The sequence below is a fragment of the Mesorhizobium sp. RSR565B genome (assembly GCF_054719465.1).
Window position 1 is genome coordinate 273502 of the sequence record NZ_JBTTIE010000001.1, and the last position, 15537, is coordinate 289038.

Below are 15537 nucleotides of genomic sequence, written 5' to 3' on the forward strand. Positions count from 1 at the left end.
CAAAACTTTTTCCAGTGGAATTAATTAATCAGAGATAGTCGGGTGACTCGCCCACGCGATCACGCCTTGCCGATCAGCGACTGGACGACTTTGGCCAATTCCGTGCCGAGCACGCGATGCGCGTCGCTGTCGAGGTGAATGCCGTCTACCGCGCTCGACTCGACGACATCGCCGGCGTTGAAGAACGCGGCGCCGGCGCGCCGGGCGGCATCACGGAACAAGCCGGCAAAGTGCATCGACTTTGAAGCGCCGCCCAGGAACATCTGGCCGAACCAGTCGACCTCCAGCATCGGCGGCGGCGCAACAATCAGGACCGCGGGCGCCACGCCTGCGGGGCCAGCTTCGCTGCGCAGCACAATTCTGGCCAAGATCTCAATAGAATCAGCGACATCGTTCGGCGTTACCGAGAACCTATGCTTGAGATCGTTGGTGCCGAGCATAAGGATGACGAGGTCGAGCGGCATATGCGTTTCCAGGCACACCGGGAGCGATTTGAGCCCGTTCTTGTGGAGACCTTCGATCGGATCGTCGTGCACGGTGGTGCGCCCGCCCTGCCCTTCTTCGATCACATCCCATCCGCTGCCGAGCTGGCGGCGCATGATGCCCGGCCAGCGCCGGTCGGGCGTGAAGCGGCGCCGTCCGACGCGGGCCAGGGTGGGAATGGCGCCATAGGTATTGGAATCGCCAAAGCACATGATTGTCCGGGTCTGCGTCACGGCATTGCTCCTCCAGGCTTGCATACTTTGAACGACAGCAGGCCGGCCGGCGTCAACTACATTTTTCCATCGGGTGGATTTAAGTGTTGCCTTGCCGTTCCCGCATTGCTACGTCAGCGCTTTGATCGGCTCGCCTTGCGGCCAACCTCCTTGCGCAGGGGAAAGCGTGACCGGCACCAGCTTCTTCAGTCTCGAAAAGATCGCCGAGGGCCGCAGCGGCGGAACCACGCAGGCCGAGAGCCGCGTCTACAACGAACGCCTGATCGTCTCGCTGATCCGCCGGCACGGCCAGCTGGCCAAGACCGATTTGACGCGGCTGACCGGGCTGGCCGCGCAAACCATCACCACCATCGTCAACCGCGCCGCCGACAACAAGCTGCTGCTGCGCCTGGAGCCTTTGCGCGGACGGCTGGGGCAACCCTCGGTTCCCTATGCGTTGAACCCGAAAGCCGCGTACGCCTTCGGCCTCAAGGTCGACCATCGCAGCGCCGATGTCGCGCTGGTCAATTTCGTCGGCGACGTGATCGCGTTCGAACGCACGCTGTTCGACTATCCGACGCCCGTCGAGGTGATGAAATTCGCCAGGGGCGCCATCGCGCGCATGTGCCGCAAGCACAAATCGATAGAGAAAGACCGCATCGCGGGTCTTGGCATCGCCTCGCCATTCCATCAGTGGAACCTGAGCGAAGAGGGCGCGGTGCCGGCGAGCAGGCTGGATGCCTGGAAGGAAATCGACATTCGCGCCGAACTGGACCGGGCGTTCGACTGGCCGGTGTTCCTCTACAACGACGCCACGGTGTCGGCCGCGGCCGAACTGATGTTTGGCGCCGGCGGATCCCGCGCCGACTTTCTCTACGCCTATGTCGGGCACTTCATCGGCGGCGGCCTGGTGCTCGATCATCACTTGTTCCCCGGCCGCAACAAGCTGGCCGGGGCGCTGGGCGACATGCCGGTGCCCGCGCCGGGGCGCAAGGGCGACCAGATGACGCCGTTGCTGCGCGTCGCTTCGCTGCATTCGCTGGCCGGCAAGCTCAACGTCCAGGACAATGGGGGCGAGGACGCCGGCCGCATCTGGTCGTCGCCCGACGACTGGGGCGACCTTGGAGAGCCGCTCACCGCGTGGATCGATGAGGTTTCGGACGGGCTTGCCTATGCCGCCCGCAGTGCCGTTGCCTTGCTCGACATCGACAATGTGGTGATCGACGGCGCCATACCGAATGGCGTGCGCAAGGAGATCGCCAAGGCCATGCGCAGAAAGCTGGCACGGATCCTTGTCGATCGCCCCGAGCCGTTCTCCGTCATCGAGGGGACGTTTGGCCATCTCGGCCCCGTTATCGGCGGCGCCAGCATTCCGTTGCTGGTGAAATATTCGAACGACAAGGAACTGCTCTTCAAGGAATAGGCGCGCAGCCGCCGGCACCAGGCATTTCCCCAAAGCAGCGAACTGTGAGACTTGTCACATACCTGCTCGTGAAGCGCGTGCTACTTGCACTCTGCGGTCGGTCGACGCCGAAAGAAATCGCCTGCCATGGTCTGGCGGTGACGGGCCTTTCACTTTATGCTGTGGCAGGTTGCATACTCTCAACGGACCTTGATGCCGCAAGCGGTGTTCTCGTCGGCGTCAGGCCGCGACCAGGAGTTTTGTCATGCTCCGACTTTGCGGATTCATCGCGGCCTTCATCCTTGCCGGCCTCACAAGCTTTGAGGCCTGCGCCGATCGAAGGGTCGCGCTCGTCATCGGCAATTCCGATTATCGCGACATCCCGGCGCTGAAGAACCCGGCCAAGGATGCCCAGGACGTATCAGCCACGTTCCGGCTGGCGGGCTTCGAGGTTTTCGTCGCCGAGAATCTCACCAAGCAGCAGTTCGAAGGCCAGTTCCGGGACTATCTGGCCGCCGCCGACGGCGCCGATCTCGCCGTCGTCTACTATTCCGGGCACGGCTTTCAGATCGGCGGCGAGAATTTCCTGATACCGGTCGACGCCTCGTTGAAGAAGGCGGCCGATATCGAGGTCCAGGCCATCAAGCTCAACGACGTGCTGGAGCAGCTGCGCTCGAAGTCGAAGATCCAGGTGATCATCCTCGATGCCTGCCGCAACAATCCCTTCCCGCGCAACAATTACTGGCTGCGCGACCAGCTTGTCACCGCCGGCAATACCGGGCTGGCGCAGGTGCGAAGCTCGCTCAACACGCTGATTGCCTTCGCCACCGAACCAGGTGCGGTCGCCTATGACGGCAGCGGCGACCTGAGCCCGTTTTCATCGGCGTTTTCGCGGCGCGCGCTGGCGCCGAACCAGGAGATCCGCACGGTCATGTCAGCGGTGCGCCGCGATGTCGTGCAGGCCACCAACGGGATGCAGGTGCCCTGGGAAAATTCGTCGCTGATCGATGACGTGGTGCTGGTGCGCCGCAACAACCGGCCTTCGCTGCCGCCAGTGCTGGAGAAGGTGGTGCTGTCGGGGGTCGGTCCTGTCGCTCTCGGCCTGCCGGAGCCGGTCGATGTCGATGGCGGCGCTATCAGCGTCAGCATCGAACGTCCGCCAGCAATGGGCCGTCTGGTGCTGGACGGCAAAGACGTCGCGGTGGGCGAACCGATCGCCGGCAAGGACCTGCCGCGCCTGCAAATGGATGTCCCCAAAGGGGCCGCCACGCAGGACGAGGTGGATATGCTTGCCTATGCCACGCATGACAACTGGGGCGGCGGAAGCCAGGGCATATTGGTGTTCCGCGTCAAGAGCGGCGAAGGTGCGGCGGGTCAGCAGATCATGGCTTCGCTCGAGGCCGAGCAGAAGCAGCAGGTGCTGGAGCGCGGCATCCACATCACCGGCGCTGCCGAAGCAATCGAGAACCGCAAGCTTGATATTCCCGTCGGCGTCGGCCCGGTCGCGCTCAATCTGGATTTCCCCACCGACGATCCGGCGGTCAGCCTGAAGGTCTCGGGGTATCCGGCAACGGGAACGCTGTCATTGCCTGATCGAACCTTGTCGCCGCAATCCAGCCTTCTGGCCGGTGAAGTCGACCATCTCCGTTACGAGCCGCAGATCGGCGCCGGCGCGCCGGTCGAGGTCGGCTTCGAAATCCGCGCCGACAGCAGCTCCGCCAAGCCGGCGACGATGAAACTGTCGCCGACGGTCGAGGCTTGCGACACCGCCGCCGGCGAGCCTCTCGACCTGCAAGGCGTGGTGCCCGGCCTGCTGCCGAACGAGATCGGCGCCGGTGCGGTGGCAGCCTGCGAGGCGGCGGTGAAAACCTATCCAGACGTCGCCCGCTTCCACTACGAGCTCGGCCGCGCGCTGCTTGCGGCAGGCCAGGTTAGAGAGGCCAGGACAGCCATCGAGGAGGCCGCCAAGAAAGGCCATGTCCGCGCCGTCTTCGAACTCGGCTATCTCAACGCAACCGGAACCGGAACGGCCATCGACCGCACCCAGGCCAACGCTCTCTACAAGGCTGCCGCAGACAAGGGCGATCCTTACGGCATGACCTCGTGGGGACGCGCGCTGTTCAATGGCTATGGCGTCAACCGCGATACGGCCAAGGGCCTCGACCTGCTGCTCAAGGCGGCGGCCATGGGGCACACCTATGCCATGAACGATCTTGCCGCCATCTTCACCGAGGGCCGCAACGGCGTGCCTGCCGATCCGGCCCGCGCCGTCGCCTTCCTGCAAGCGGGGGTGCAGCGCCAGGACATGTATTCGATGAACCTGCTCGGCCGCAATTACCTCGCCGGCCAAGGCATCGACAAGGATCCGAAGACGGCGCAGGCGCTGTTCCAGCAGGCCACCGATCTTGGCCAGCCCTACGCGCCCGGCAGCCTCGCCCGCATGTACAGGGATGGCGCCGGTGTGCGCCAGGACCCGGCGGAAGCGCAAAGGCTGTTCGAACTGGCGACCACGCGCGGCGATCCGTCGAGCGCCTATGATCGCGCGGCGCTCGAAATGGCGAAAGGCGACAAGGCCGATCAGGCTGTCGCGGTGCGCTTCCTGGCATTCGCCGTCGCGCTCGATCTGCGCAAGGAGCTGCCGGACGCCAAAAAGGGCCTGGCGCAGTTCGGCACCAAGCCGAAAACGGCAGCTTTGGACGCCCTGCGTCGAGAGCTCAAGTCGAAGATCCCCCCGTCCGGTTCGCTGGACACGCAACTGGTCAATGCGGCCCGGGGGGTCTGGGAAGAAGCCAATCCGCGTCGGGATTTGTTCTGAACAATAAGGAGGCCATGGTGGGCAAGGCATTCAAGCAGACATTCGGGCAGGCATTCATCGGGATAATTCTATCCGGCGTTCTGGCCGGGCTCATGGGCTGCACCTCGGTATCGCCGATGTTTGAGCCGGCACCGCCGGCGAAACACCGCAAGGTGGTTCGCGTAGCACCTCAGCCAAAGGTGGTCAGATACAACAAGGCGACCACCGGCAAAGTGATCAAGCCGGCGGAAGAGACCCCGCAAAAGCCGCCCGTGATTCCTTCTCTCGGCGGCAGCGGAGGCGGCGGTGGGGCTGGCGGCGGCGGCGGCGGTTGGGGATGAGATCGTCGACCAAGGGCGCTGCACTCAGCGGCCCCAAAGGTTCTTGCTAAGATCCGCATGAGCCTTGGACAACGTCAAGCCGAAATCGTCCATCCCTGTCGCGGCATCGGTTGGCCAGCGGACAATTCGGCGCAGCGCTGCACGGAAAAGGCAGCGGACGAACGCTGCCAGTGCAGAGGCCACGACCGCCGCCGGATCGAGTCTGCGAGCCGCCAATGCCCGATGGGCCTGTTGTGTTTCGAGATAGCGGGCCAGCGCAATATCGTGACGCGATGGTGCGCCAAGCTCCTGCCGGTCGCGCCCGGGGTCGTCATGCCAGATGGGCCACTCGGTCGGGCCAGGGTGATGCACGGTATCCTCCTGCGAAAAGAGATCCAGTGCGAACAATCTCCTCAAGCGCCGTGAGCAACGCGTGGGAACCTGCGTGATGGAATCGTGAAAAGCGCCTCGGCGGCGGAATAAGTGTTGAAATGGAGTGAGCTTGAGCGGATCGTCGTCGCGCTGTGACCGTGGCGGATCCGATGACCGGACCTTATCTTCACCTGCTGGGTGGTTTCGACTTTGCCGGCGTCGGGGCCACGGTTCCAGCCATCAGCCGCAAGGCGCGTGCGATGGTCGCCTATCTCGCGCTGCAGTCGGGGCATTCGCAGTCGCGCGAGAAGCTGGCGACCCTGCTCTGGGGCATCAACAGCGAGGCGCAGGCGCGAATGAGCCTGCGGCAAGCGGTATCGTCTGTCAGGAAGGCCATGCAGACGTGCGGCGGCGGCCGCTTCCTCACCGATGGCAACAGCGTCGCTCTGCATCTCGACGGCCTTGATTTCGACGTCGCGCGGTTCGAGGCGCTGGTCGCCAGCCCGGCACCCGAAGACCTCGAACTGGCGCTCAATGTCTACCGCGGCGACCTGCTCGACGGCTTCGGCCTGAAGGAGGAGCCATTCGAGGACTGGCTGAGGATCGAACGCGAGCGGCTGCGGGCACTGGCCGTCGTGGCGCTCGACAGGCTCGTCGCGCATTATGCAGCGACGAACGATCCTGCCGCATGCGTGCGCGCGGCGGCGCGCCTGCTGGCCATGGACCCGTTGAGGGAGGATGTCCACCGTGCCCTGATGCGCGCCTATGCGGCGCAAGGCAGGACCAATCTCGCGCTGAAGCAATATGAGCACTGCCGCACCGCGCTTCTACGCGATCTCAAGCTGCAGCCGGAGCCGGAGACGCGGCAATTGTTCGAGACGCTGCGCACACGCCGCACAATGGCGCCGGCACGGCCACCCACGACTGATGCGGATGACGCTACCGGCTTCAGCCACGAACTCGCGCCCCCCCCGACCCACTATGTCAAATCGGCCGGGATCAACATCGCGTATCAGGTGACCGGCGACGGTCCGGTCGACCTGATCCATGTGCCGGGATGGGTCTCCAACCTCGACCACGCCTGGGGCTCGCCGCGGCTTTCGCATGTGCACCGGCGGCTCGGCACTTTCTCGCGCCTAATCCGCATGGACAAGCGCGGCACCGGGCTCTCGGACCGCAATGTCGGTCTGCCGACCCTGGAAGAGCGGATGGAAGATGTGCGGGCAGTGCTGGATGCGGTTGGCTCGAAGCGCACGGTGCTTTTCGGCAGCTCCGAGGGCGGCCCGATGTGCATGCTGTTCGCGGCGACCTATCCCGAGCGCACAGCGGCACTCGTGCTCAATGGGGCCTACGCCCGCGGCAGGTGGTCACAAGACTATCCGTGGGCGAAGACAAGCGAGCAGGTGGAAGAGGATCTGGCGATCGTCGAGAAAGAATGGGGAGCGGCGGCGGATATGAGCAACGCGGCGCCCAGTCTGATGAGCGACACGTTCGAGACAGAATGGTTCGCCGCCTATCTCAGGAATTCTGCCTCGCCCGCCGACGCGATCGCCCTGTGGCGCTGGGGAGCCGAAATCGATGTTCGCGACATTCTGCCTGCTGTCCATGTTCCGACACTGATCATGCAGACGACTGGCGACGGCTGGGTGAAGCGGGAAGAAGGACGTTACCTGGCGACGCACATCGAGGGCGCCCGATACATTGAGTTCGCCGGCCGCGACCACGTCATCTGGGGCGAGAATTCCGATCGGATCGTCGACGAGATCCAGGCTTTCGTCACCGGCGCCTTGCCGGCGGCCCCAGGCGAACGGCTGCTTGTGTCGGTGCTGTCCCTCGACATGACGGGTTCGCCTTTCGGCATCGACCCGGCCGAGCGGCACGCCGAAGCGCTCCGTGGCGAACTCCTCGCGGCCGAAGGCAGAGAGATCAGCCGATCGGACGGCAAGGTGCTCGCGGTGTTCCAGCGGCCAACGCGGTCGATCCAGTGCGCGATCGCCATCCGCGATCGCTTGCGGCAATCCGGTGTCGAGGTCCGCTCGGCGGTGCATATCGGCGAGTGCGAGCAGCGGGGCCATCAATTTTCAGGCGCGGCGATCGAACTGTCATCGCGTCTGCTTGACCATGCGCGGCCGGGCGAAATCATCGCATCAAGGACGGTGCGCGATCTCGTGGTCGGCTCCGGCCTGCGGTTCGAGGAGCGTGGCGAAATGGCGGCAAGCGGGCTGCCCGGCGCGTTTCGGTTCTATGCGGTCGATGGTTCGGCTTGAGCCGCTAGGTCACCTCTTCCCTGCCCCGAACCGCAGCCCGTCCATCAGCAGCTTGACCAGCCGGCGCGAGCGGTCGCGCCAGTCCTTGGTGTCGGGGGCCGAGTAGATGCCGCCGAGTGCGTGCAGCACATCGGAGGCGTCGACGTCGCTGCGGATCGAGCCTTCGGCCACCGCCGCCTCGACCAGTTGCCGCAAGGCCAGCGACACCCGGCCCGACATGTCGGAGAACACGGCGGAATTGGTGTTGAACAGGATGCGCAGGCTGGCCGCAAGGCCGCGCTTGGTGGCGATGTAGTCGACGAAGCGCTGCATCCACTGTTCCAGCGCCACATCGGCCGAATGGTGGCTGGCGAGATCATCGGCCGCCGCGCAGAGCGCCTCGACTTCACGCCGATAGACCACCTCGACCAGATGCTCGCGGGTTGGAAAATGCCGGTAGAGCGTGCCGATGCCGACGCCCGCCTGGCGCGCGATCTCCTCCAGCGAGGCATCGACGCCGTGCTCGGCAAAGGCCGCTGCCGCAACCTCGACCAGCCGGTCGCGGTTGCGCTGCGCATCGGCGCGCAGCGGCCTTGGCGCTGCGGCTTCGCGCCTCTCGTCGGCAATTGCTTGCGACTGCTCGGTCAATTTTTTCTCCACTGTCGAAATATGGGGCTTGAACCCAAATGGGTAAGCCCCCAACTGAATAAACGGAGGCGCCTCCGTTTTAGTGGAGCAGCCTCATCATATAATCAGGGGAGCCGGTATGTCACGTGTTGAGATTGTGAAGACTGAAGCATCCCCTGCCCGCTGGAAAGTCAGGGCGGCCGAGCTGTCAATCTCCCCCCTCGTGGGGGAGATGTCCGGCAGGACAGAGGGGGGCCCTGTCCCGCCAGCCTATCGAGGCCTGACCAACACCCGCTTGGAAAAGGTCTATTTCGATGGATGTAAATCGGGAACGTCGCATTCCTTCGCGCCCCCCTCTGCCCTGCTGGGCATCTCCCCCACAAGGGGCGAGATTAGGCGCACCGTCGCCTCTTCCCTTTTCCTCTCCCACTCGGACGCCATTTCAATCCCCTAGCGTCAAGCAACTGGAGCCAGACGCCCATGACCAGCCAGACCATCCACCTCACCATCAACGGGCACGACCATGAACTGCAGGTCGAGCCGCGCGTCACGCTGCTTGACGCCTTGCGTGATCGCCTCGACCTGACCGGCACCAAGAAGGGTTGCGACCAGGGCCAGTGCGGCGCCTGCACGGTGCATGTCGAGGGACAGCGCGTGCTGGCCTGCCTGACGCTTGCAGCACAAGCCGAAGGCCGCGAGATCACCACCATCGAAGGATTGGCCGGCGACGACGGCACGCTCAACGCGGTTCAGGCTGCTTTCCTCGACCAGGATGCTTTCCAGTGCGGTTACTGCACGCCCGGACAGATCATGTCGGCGGTGGCCTGCATCCGCGAGGGCCATGCCGGCTCGGATGACGAAATCCGCGAATACATGGCAGGCAATCTCTGCCGCTGCGGCGCTTATCCGCACATCGTCGCCGCCGTGCGCCAGGCGGCACTGGAGGTCGCGTCATGAGGGATTTTTCGTACATTCGCGCCGATACACTCGACGCCGCACGCCAGGCAGCCGCCGTGCCCGGCGCCATGCTGCTTGCCGGCGGCACGACGCTGGTCGATCTCGCCAAATGCGGCGTGGCCGAACCCGAGAGCCTGGTCGACATCACCCATCTCAAAGGGCTCGACGCCATCAAGGTCGACGCTGACAGTGCCATGATCGGCGCGCTGGCCAAGATGAGCCTCGTCGCCGACAATGCCGAGATCAAGAGCCGCTTTCCCGCGGTCTCCGAAGCGCTGTGGCAGGCGGCTTCCGCGCAGCTGCGCAACATGGCGACCATCGGCGGCAATCTGATGCAGCGCACGCGCTGCCCCTATTTCCGCGATCCCGCGAATTTTTCCGCCTGCAACAAGCGCTCGCCCGGCAGCGGCTGCTCGGCGATCGGTGGCGTCACCCGCGGCCATGCCGTGCTCGGCACCAGCGACGCCTGCATCGCCATGTATCCCGGCGATCTCGCCACCGCGCTGGTCGCCTTCGACGCCGTGGTTCATCTTGGCGAACGCCAGGTTGCCGTCGACGACTTCTTTCCCCTGCCCGGCGCCACGCCCGACAGGGAACATGCCATCCAACCGGGCGAGATGATCACGGCCATCAGCATCCCGGCTTCAGCCGCCGCCCGGCGGTCGACCTATCTCAAGGTTCGCGACCGGCAGTCCTATGAGTTCGCCGCTGCAAGCGCCGCAGTCGGCATCGACTTCGAAGCCGATGGCCGCACCATTCGCGACCTGCGCGTCGCGCTGGGCGGCGTCGCGACGAAGCCGTGGCGGGCGCACGCCGTCGAAGCGGCGCTGAAGGGCAAGGTGCTCAGCGAAGACAGGGTGCGGGCGGCCAGCTTGCTCGCCGTGGAAGGGGCCATCGACCACGGCGCCAACCACTACAAGATCGAACTGGCGCCGCGCGTCGTCGCCCGCGCCATCCTCAAGACGGGAGCCATGGCATGACCATTCACGACCCCAGGACACGGCACGGCGATGCTTCGGACGGCACTGCCGATCAGGTTGGCGGGCGGCTGTCGCGCGTCGACGGCCCGGCCAAGATTACCGGTGCGGCAAAATACGCCGTCGAGCAGCAGCTCGACGGGCTAACCTACGGCGTCCTGGTCGAAAGCACGATCGCGTCAGGCAAGGTGCGCTCGATCGACACGTCAGCCGCCGAGGCGGCACCTGGTGTGTTCAAGGTGCTGACGCCGGACACCATCATGCCGCTGAAGACTGCATCGGACTGGTTCGGCACGCCGCCGCCGGACAAACCCTACTGCCCGCTGGCGCGCGACATCACCTTTTCGGGCCAGCATGTCGCCGCGGTCATCGCGGAGACTTTCGAGCAGGCCGTCGCGGCAGCGGCGATGGTCAAGGTCAGCTATGACCAGACGCCGGCCATCGTCGACCTCAGCGACGCCAAGGCCGGCGACGGCATTCCGATCGCCGCCATGACCAAGGAATGGGGCGATGCGCAGGCCGCTTTCGCCGCTGCCCCGGTGCGCGTCTGCGGCGCCTATAACACGCCGCGCGAATACCAGGCGCCGATGGAGCCGCATGGCCTCATCGCGCGCTGGGAGGGCGATCGGCTGACCGTGTGGGAACCGAGCCAGTGGCTCGACGGCATGGCCCGCACCTATGCCGAATGGTTCGACGTGCCGTTCGAAAATGTACGGCTGGTCTCGCCCTATATCGGTGGCGGCTTCGGCTCCAAGGCATTGGCGCTCGGCCATGGCGCGGTGGCGGCTGCCGCAGCAAAAATGCTGGGACGGCCCGCGAGGGTGGTGATGACGCGGCCGCAGACTTTTACCGGCTATGGCGGCCGCGCCGCGACCCGCCAGACGGTGACGATCGGCGCCGACCGTGACGGAAAGATCCAGTCGATCGTGCATCGCGGCGTCAACGAAACATCCATAGACGGAATGTGGGTCGAGCCGTTGGGCGTCGTCACCTCGATCATGTATGCGACGCCCAACTTCTCCTCGAAGCAGAATGTCGTGCGGGTGAATTCGGTGGTGCCCGGCGCCATGCGCGCGCCGGGCGAAAACCCTAGCGCCTTCGGCATCGAAAGCGCCATTGACGAGCTCGCCTATGAGGTCGGCATCGATCCGCTGGAGATCCGGCTGAGGAATTACGCCGAGCAGGATCCGCACGCAAAAAAGGCTTGGTCGACGCGGCAGTTGCGCGAGGCTTTCGCGGCTGGCGCCGAACGCTTCGGCTGGGCCCAGCGCACGCCCAAACCGCGTTCGATGCGCGACGGCAACCAGCTGATCGGCTGGGGCGTCGCCGCCGGCACCTATCCCGTGCGGCGCGCTTACGGCGAGGCCATCGTTCGTATCCTTGCCAACGGCTCGGTCGAGGTCGAAAGCTCCTCGATCGACATGGGCCAGGGCACCTACACGATCCTGGCGCAGACGGCGGCCGAAACGGTCGGCGTGGCGGCCGACCATGTCGTGGTGAAGCTCGGTGATTCCCGGTATCCCCGCGCCGGCGTAGCCGGCGGGTCGCGGCTGGCCGGCGTGATGACGGGCGCGGTCTACAAGGCGGCGACATCGGCGCTCGACCAGCTTGTCGGGCTGGCGATCAGCGATCCGCGCTCGCCCTTCCACGCGCTGCAGGCCAACACGCTGGTCGTCGCCAATGGCCGCATCAGGTCGCCGCGCGGCGATGGTCCCGATGTCTCGATCGCCGACCTGCTGGCCAGCGTCGGCCGCGACCGCATCGAGGCCACAGGCGACACCATGCCGGCGAACTCGACCGCCGAGGATCGCTACAAGAACTACACCACCATCGCGGCGGCGCTGCCGCACACCGAGGGCGACTATTCGCGCCACTCCTGGTGCGCGCATTTCATCGAGGTGCGCGTCGACGAGGATTTCGGCACGGTGCGCGTGTCGCGCGTGGTATCGGCGCTGGATTCCGGCCGGCTCTACAACCCCAAGCTGGCCGAAAGCCAGTGGAAGGGCGGCATCATCATGGGCATCGGCCAGGCGCTGCTTGAAGAAGGCATTGTCGACCGCAGGCATGGCCGCATCGTCAACAACAATCTCGGCGACTATCTGGTGCCGACCAATGCCGACATCCCCGATATCGAGGTCATCTCGGTCGGCATTCCCGACCTGCACTCCTCGGTGCTCGGCGGCAAGGGTGTCGGCGAACTGGCCATCGTCGGCGTAGCGCCGGCGATCGCCAACGCGGTGTTCCACGCAACTGGAAAAAGGATACGCGACCTCCCGATCACGCTGGAGAAGTTGATCTAGGAAGCGGCGTGCGTAATCTCCCCCCTCGAGGGGGAGATGTCGCCGAAGGCGACAGAGGGGGTCGCCTCTCGTAGAGCGCCAACCTCCTTCCGCCGCAGTAGGTCGAGCCCGGTCGGACCACCCCCTCTGCCCTGCCGGGCATCTCCCCCTCAAGGGGGGAGATTGGCAGCTCGCGCGCCTCGGCTACCAGTCGAGCTTGAACGCAAGTTTGCCGAAATGCTGCCCGCCTGCCGACATGTGCGCGTAGGCTTCGGCCGCCTGCTCCTGGCTGAACACCTTGTCGACGACCGGGTCGATGCGGGCGGCGGCGATGGCGCGGACGGCGGCGCGAAGGTCAGATACCGACCCGGTGTTGTTGCCGACCACCTTCAGCGCCTTGATGATGATCGGCAGCAGGTCGACCGTGGCCTCGGCGCCGGTGACGAAACCGATGGTGAACAGCGTGCCGCCAGGCGCGGTGGCGTTGACGGCGCGGGCGAAGGTGGCGGTGCCGGCGGTCTCGACGACGAGGTCGGCGCCGAGGCCGCCGGTCAGTTCCAGCACCTTGCCGTCCCAGTCGGGCGTCGCGCGGTAGTTGATGAGATGATCGGCGCCGAGTGCCTTCGCCCGCTCCAGCTTCTCGTCCGACGAAGAAGTGATGATGACGGTTGCGCCGGCGGCTTTCGCCAGCTGAAGGGTGAAGATGGAGACGCCGCCGGTGCCGAGCAGCACGACGACCGAGCCCGGCCCGACATCGGCGGCGCGGACGGCGTTCCAGGCGGTGGTCGCGGCGATCGGCAGGGTCGACGCCGCCTCGAAAGAGAGACGAGCCGGTACCGGCACGAGCGAGTTGGCCGGCAGCGCGACATATTCGGCGAGCGACCCCGGCAGCGAAATTCCGCGCATCTGCGTCATCTCGTTAGGCCGGGGCGGACCGCCGATCCAGCGCGGCTTGGCATGGGCAACGACGCGATCGCCGACGGCGAAATCCGTAACGCCCTCCCCCAGCGCGACGATCTCGCCGGCGCCGTCGGCGACGGGAATGAGCGGAAAGCCGGGCACACGATAATTGCCGCTGGCCACCGCCACATCGACGAAATTCAGGCTCGCGGCGCGCTGGCGGATCAGCACTTCGCCGCGCTGCGGTTCAGGCGTGGCAATGGTGGTGGCGCGAAAGGCGTCCAGCTTGGCGGCGGTCAGTTCGATGGCTTTCATGGCTCACGCATTCCTGTTTAAGGGGTCAATCGTCAGGATTGAGTGAAGCTATCTGCTGCGCTACAAGCAGATAATCCGGAATTTTTACATTTGAGTCCTGTGCTTTATGCAGCAATCACACAACCCCGCCAGCCTTGCCGAAATGGCCGCCTTTGCGGCCATCACCGAAGCGCGCTCCTTCACCAAGGCAGCGTTGCGCGTCGGGCGCGACTCGACGGTTCTGTCACGCCGCCTGCAATCGCTGGAGCAGCGGCTCGGCGTGCGGCTGCTGCACCGGACCACCCGAAGCGTATCGTTGACGGAGGCGGGAGCGGAGTTCCTGATACGCGTCCGCGCCATCCTGGCCTCGGTAGACGAAGCCGAGGCTGCTGCTTCCGCGCATGCCAGCGGGACGCCGCGCGGCTTGCTGCGGCTGGCGCTGCCGGGAACCTTTGGCCGTATGTGGATCGGGCCGCTGCTGCCGCAATTTCTAGCGACGTTCCCGGATGTCAGCATCGAGGCCGAGTTCTCCAACCGGTTAGTCGATCTCGTTGCAGAGAACTTCGATGTCGCCGTCCGTCTCGGCGCGCTGGAGGACTCGCGCCTGGTGGCGCGCAAGATCGCGACACGGCGGCGGTTGCTGTGCGCTGCTCCCTCCTACCTCGCCCGCCGGGGCACGCCGGAAGCGCCGGAAGCGCTCACAGAACACGCCTGCCTCGGCTTCTCCGGCTTCCAGACCTTTCCAACCTGGGAGATGACCGACAGTTCGGGACGCCGCGTCAACGTCGACGTCTCGGGGCCGATGGTGTGCGACGATGCCGAGGTGCTGGTCGAAGCCGCGGTGCAAGGCCTCGGCCTGATGATGAGCACCGACTGGCTTGTCGGACGCGAACTCGCCGACGGACGGCTGGTGCCGGTGCTGGCGGACTGGACGCTGGCCGACGAAGGCGCGGTCTATGTCGTCATGCCCTCGGCCAAGGGACAAGCCGCCAAGACACGCGCCTTCGCCGAGTGGATCGGCAAGCGCTTCGCGCCGGAGCCGCCCTGGACGTCGAGGCCGGTCTCAAAGGCTTGATCAATGGGGCGCGCCGGGGGCTAAGACGGCATATGCCGCTGTCACCAGGCCTTTTGTCCTGTATGATCTCGTTGAATGTAGCTTGGGAGGGGATCATGCAAAGTGCATTGGCGAAGTTCATGATGGCAGGTTCCGTTCTGGCCGCGCTGCAAGCCGCGCAGCCGGCTTTTGCCGCGTCCTGCAACTGGAGCGCCAAGATGGAAGAAGACGAAGGCGGCAGCGTGCTGACGGCTTCGGTGTGCGGCGGACCGAAGGCCGATGCGCATCTGATGCTCGTCTGTTTCGACAAGCCGGTGCTGAGCTACGATCTGGGTGCGGCCGGCCAGCAGCTGGAACCCGGCATCAGCGCTTCCTTCACCTTCAAGGGCGGTGACAAGAGCGTGACCAAAAAGCTCGACCTCGAGGCCATGTATAATTACTTCACGGCTGAGCTGAGCAAAGACGATCCACTGCTCGGCCTGTTGCGCAGCAAGGGCGACGTCACGGTTACGGCCGACAAATATGGCGAGAACAGCTTTCCGCTGACGGGCTCGAGCGCTGCGATCGGTAAGGTGCTGGCGCAGTGCGGCAAAAGTTCGGCCGGCGAAGCGGACTGAAGC

The 15537-nt window shown here is 65.3% G+C and carries 13 protein-coding genes; 9 read left to right on the plus strand and 4 right to left on the minus strand.

From position 1 onward, the window contains the following. Positions 1–59: 59 nt before the first annotated feature. Positions 60–716, minus strand: a complete 657-nt coding sequence (locus ACYG9R_RS01370; RefSeq protein ID WP_023705133.1) for an SGNH/GDSL hydrolase family protein — start codon at positions 714–716, stop codon at positions 60–62. A 166-nt stretch (positions 717–882) separates the two neighbouring features. Here ACYG9R_RS01370 and ACYG9R_RS01375 point away from each other — a divergent pair, with 166 nt between their 5' ends. From ACYG9R_RS01375 to ACYG9R_RS01385, 3 genes are all read left to right on the plus strand, one after another. After that, positions 883–2118 (plus strand): ROK family protein, encoded by a 1236-nt coding sequence (locus ACYG9R_RS01375; protein WP_023824459.1) that lies wholly within the window; start codon positions 883–885, stop codon positions 2116–2118. Between the two features lie 244 nt (positions 2119–2362). Next, on the plus strand, positions 2363–4912 hold the full coding sequence (locus tag ACYG9R_RS01380) for a caspase family protein (protein WP_023824458.1): 2550 nt from the start codon (positions 2363–2365) through the stop codon (positions 4910–4912). Between the two features lie 14 nt (positions 4913–4926). Next, positions 4927–5232 carry a hypothetical protein gene (locus ACYG9R_RS01385; RefSeq protein ID WP_023824457.1) on the plus strand — a complete coding sequence of 102 codons (306 nt, stop codon included), beginning with the start codon at positions 4927–4929 and terminating at the stop codon, positions 5230–5232. A 24-nt stretch (positions 5233–5256) separates the two neighbouring features. On the opposite strand, the gene ACYG9R_RS01390 is transcribed toward ACYG9R_RS01385, so the two are convergent. Further along, entirely contained in the window at positions 5257–5619 is a 363-nt protein-coding gene (locus ACYG9R_RS01390) for a hypothetical protein (RefSeq protein WP_023824456.1), read from the minus strand. Positions 5620–5753: 134 nt separating this feature from the next. Between ACYG9R_RS01390 and ACYG9R_RS01395 the strand changes: the two genes are divergently transcribed. After that, a complete protein-coding gene (locus ACYG9R_RS01395; protein WP_032886696.1) occupies positions 5754–7850 on the plus strand; it encodes an alpha/beta fold hydrolase in 2097 nt (698 codons plus the stop codon). A gap of 9 nt (positions 7851–7859) precedes the next feature. Here ACYG9R_RS01395 and ACYG9R_RS01400 read toward each other — a convergent pair whose 3' ends face one another. Then, complete coding sequence (locus ACYG9R_RS01400) at positions 7860–8477, minus strand: TetR/AcrR family transcriptional regulator (RefSeq protein ID WP_032886693.1); 618 nt, start codon at positions 8475–8477, stop codon at positions 7860–7862. A 459-nt stretch (positions 8478–8936) separates the two neighbouring features. Between ACYG9R_RS01400 and ACYG9R_RS01405 the strand changes: the two genes are divergently transcribed. From ACYG9R_RS01405 to ACYG9R_RS01415, 3 genes are read left to right on the plus strand one after another with little or no spacing between them, the layout of a single operon-like run. Next, the gene (locus ACYG9R_RS01405) at positions 8937–9413 is read left to right on the plus strand and encodes a (2Fe-2S)-binding protein (RefSeq protein WP_023742406.1); all 477 of its coding nucleotides are present in this window, start codon (positions 8937–8939) and stop codon (positions 9411–9413) included. Beyond that, positions 9410–10393 carry an FAD binding domain-containing protein gene (locus tag ACYG9R_RS01410; RefSeq protein ID WP_023805585.1) on the plus strand — a complete coding sequence of 328 codons (984 nt, stop codon included), beginning with the start codon at positions 9410–9412 and terminating at the stop codon, positions 10391–10393. The genes ACYG9R_RS01405 and ACYG9R_RS01410 overlap by 4 nt, the downstream gene beginning before the upstream one ends. Continuing rightward, a complete protein-coding gene (locus ACYG9R_RS01415) occupies positions 10390–12690 on the plus strand; it encodes a xanthine dehydrogenase family protein molybdopterin-binding subunit (RefSeq protein WP_023824454.1) in 2301 nt (766 codons plus the stop codon). The genes ACYG9R_RS01410 and ACYG9R_RS01415 overlap by 4 nt, the downstream gene beginning before the upstream one ends. Before the next feature lie 183 nt (positions 12691–12873). Here the strand turns inward: ACYG9R_RS01415 and ACYG9R_RS01420 are convergent, their stop codons facing one another. After that, positions 12874–13884: a zinc-dependent alcohol dehydrogenase family protein gene (locus tag ACYG9R_RS01420; protein ID WP_023712504.1), complete on the minus strand. Its 1011-nt coding sequence runs from the start codon at positions 13882–13884 to the stop codon at positions 12874–12876. Positions 13885–13990: 106 nt separating this feature from the next. Here ACYG9R_RS01420 and ACYG9R_RS01425 point away from each other — a divergent pair, with 106 nt between their 5' ends. Next, positions 13991–14938 (plus strand): LysR family transcriptional regulator, encoded by a 948-nt coding sequence (locus ACYG9R_RS01425; RefSeq protein ID WP_023824453.1) that lies wholly within the window; start codon positions 13991–13993, stop codon positions 14936–14938. Positions 14939–15033: 95 nt separating this feature from the next. Next, a complete protein-coding gene (locus ACYG9R_RS01430) occupies positions 15034–15534 on the plus strand; it encodes a hypothetical protein (protein ID WP_245260094.1) in 501 nt (166 codons plus the stop codon). Positions 15535–15537: the final 3 nt, after the last annotated feature.

Bases quoted from the DNA above. Each gene is read 5' to 3' on its own strand.
- ACYG9R_RS01380 (WP_023824458.1), top strand. From the start codon at position 2,363: ATGCTCCGACTTTGCGGATTCATCGCGGCCTTCATCCTTGCCGGCCTC.
- ACYG9R_RS01385 (WP_023824457.1), top strand. From the start codon at position 4,927: ATGGTGGGCAAGGCATTCAAGCAGACATTCGGGCAGGCATTCATCGGG.
- ACYG9R_RS01395 (WP_032886696.1), top strand. From the start codon at position 5,754: ATGACCGGACCTTATCTTCACCTGCTGGGTGGTTTCGACTTTGCCGGC.
- ACYG9R_RS01405 (WP_023742406.1), top strand. From the start codon at position 8,937: ATGACCAGCCAGACCATCCACCTCACCATCAACGGGCACGACCATGAA.
- ACYG9R_RS01410 (WP_023805585.1), top strand. From the start codon at position 9,410: ATGAGGGATTTTTCGTACATTCGCGCCGATACACTCGACGCCGCACGC.
- ACYG9R_RS01415 (WP_023824454.1), top strand. From the start codon at position 10,390: ATGACCATTCACGACCCCAGGACACGGCACGGCGATGCTTCGGACGGC.
- ACYG9R_RS01420 (WP_023712504.1), bottom strand. From the start codon at position 13,884: ATGAAAGCCATCGAACTGACCGCCGCCAAGCTGGACGCCTTTCGCGCC.
- ACYG9R_RS01425 (WP_023824453.1), top strand. From the start codon at position 13,991: ATGCAGCAATCACACAACCCCGCCAGCCTTGCCGAAATGGCCGCCTTT.
- ACYG9R_RS01430 (WP_245260094.1), top strand. From the start codon at position 15,034: ATGCAAAGTGCATTGGCGAAGTTCATGATGGCAGGTTCCGTTCTGGCC.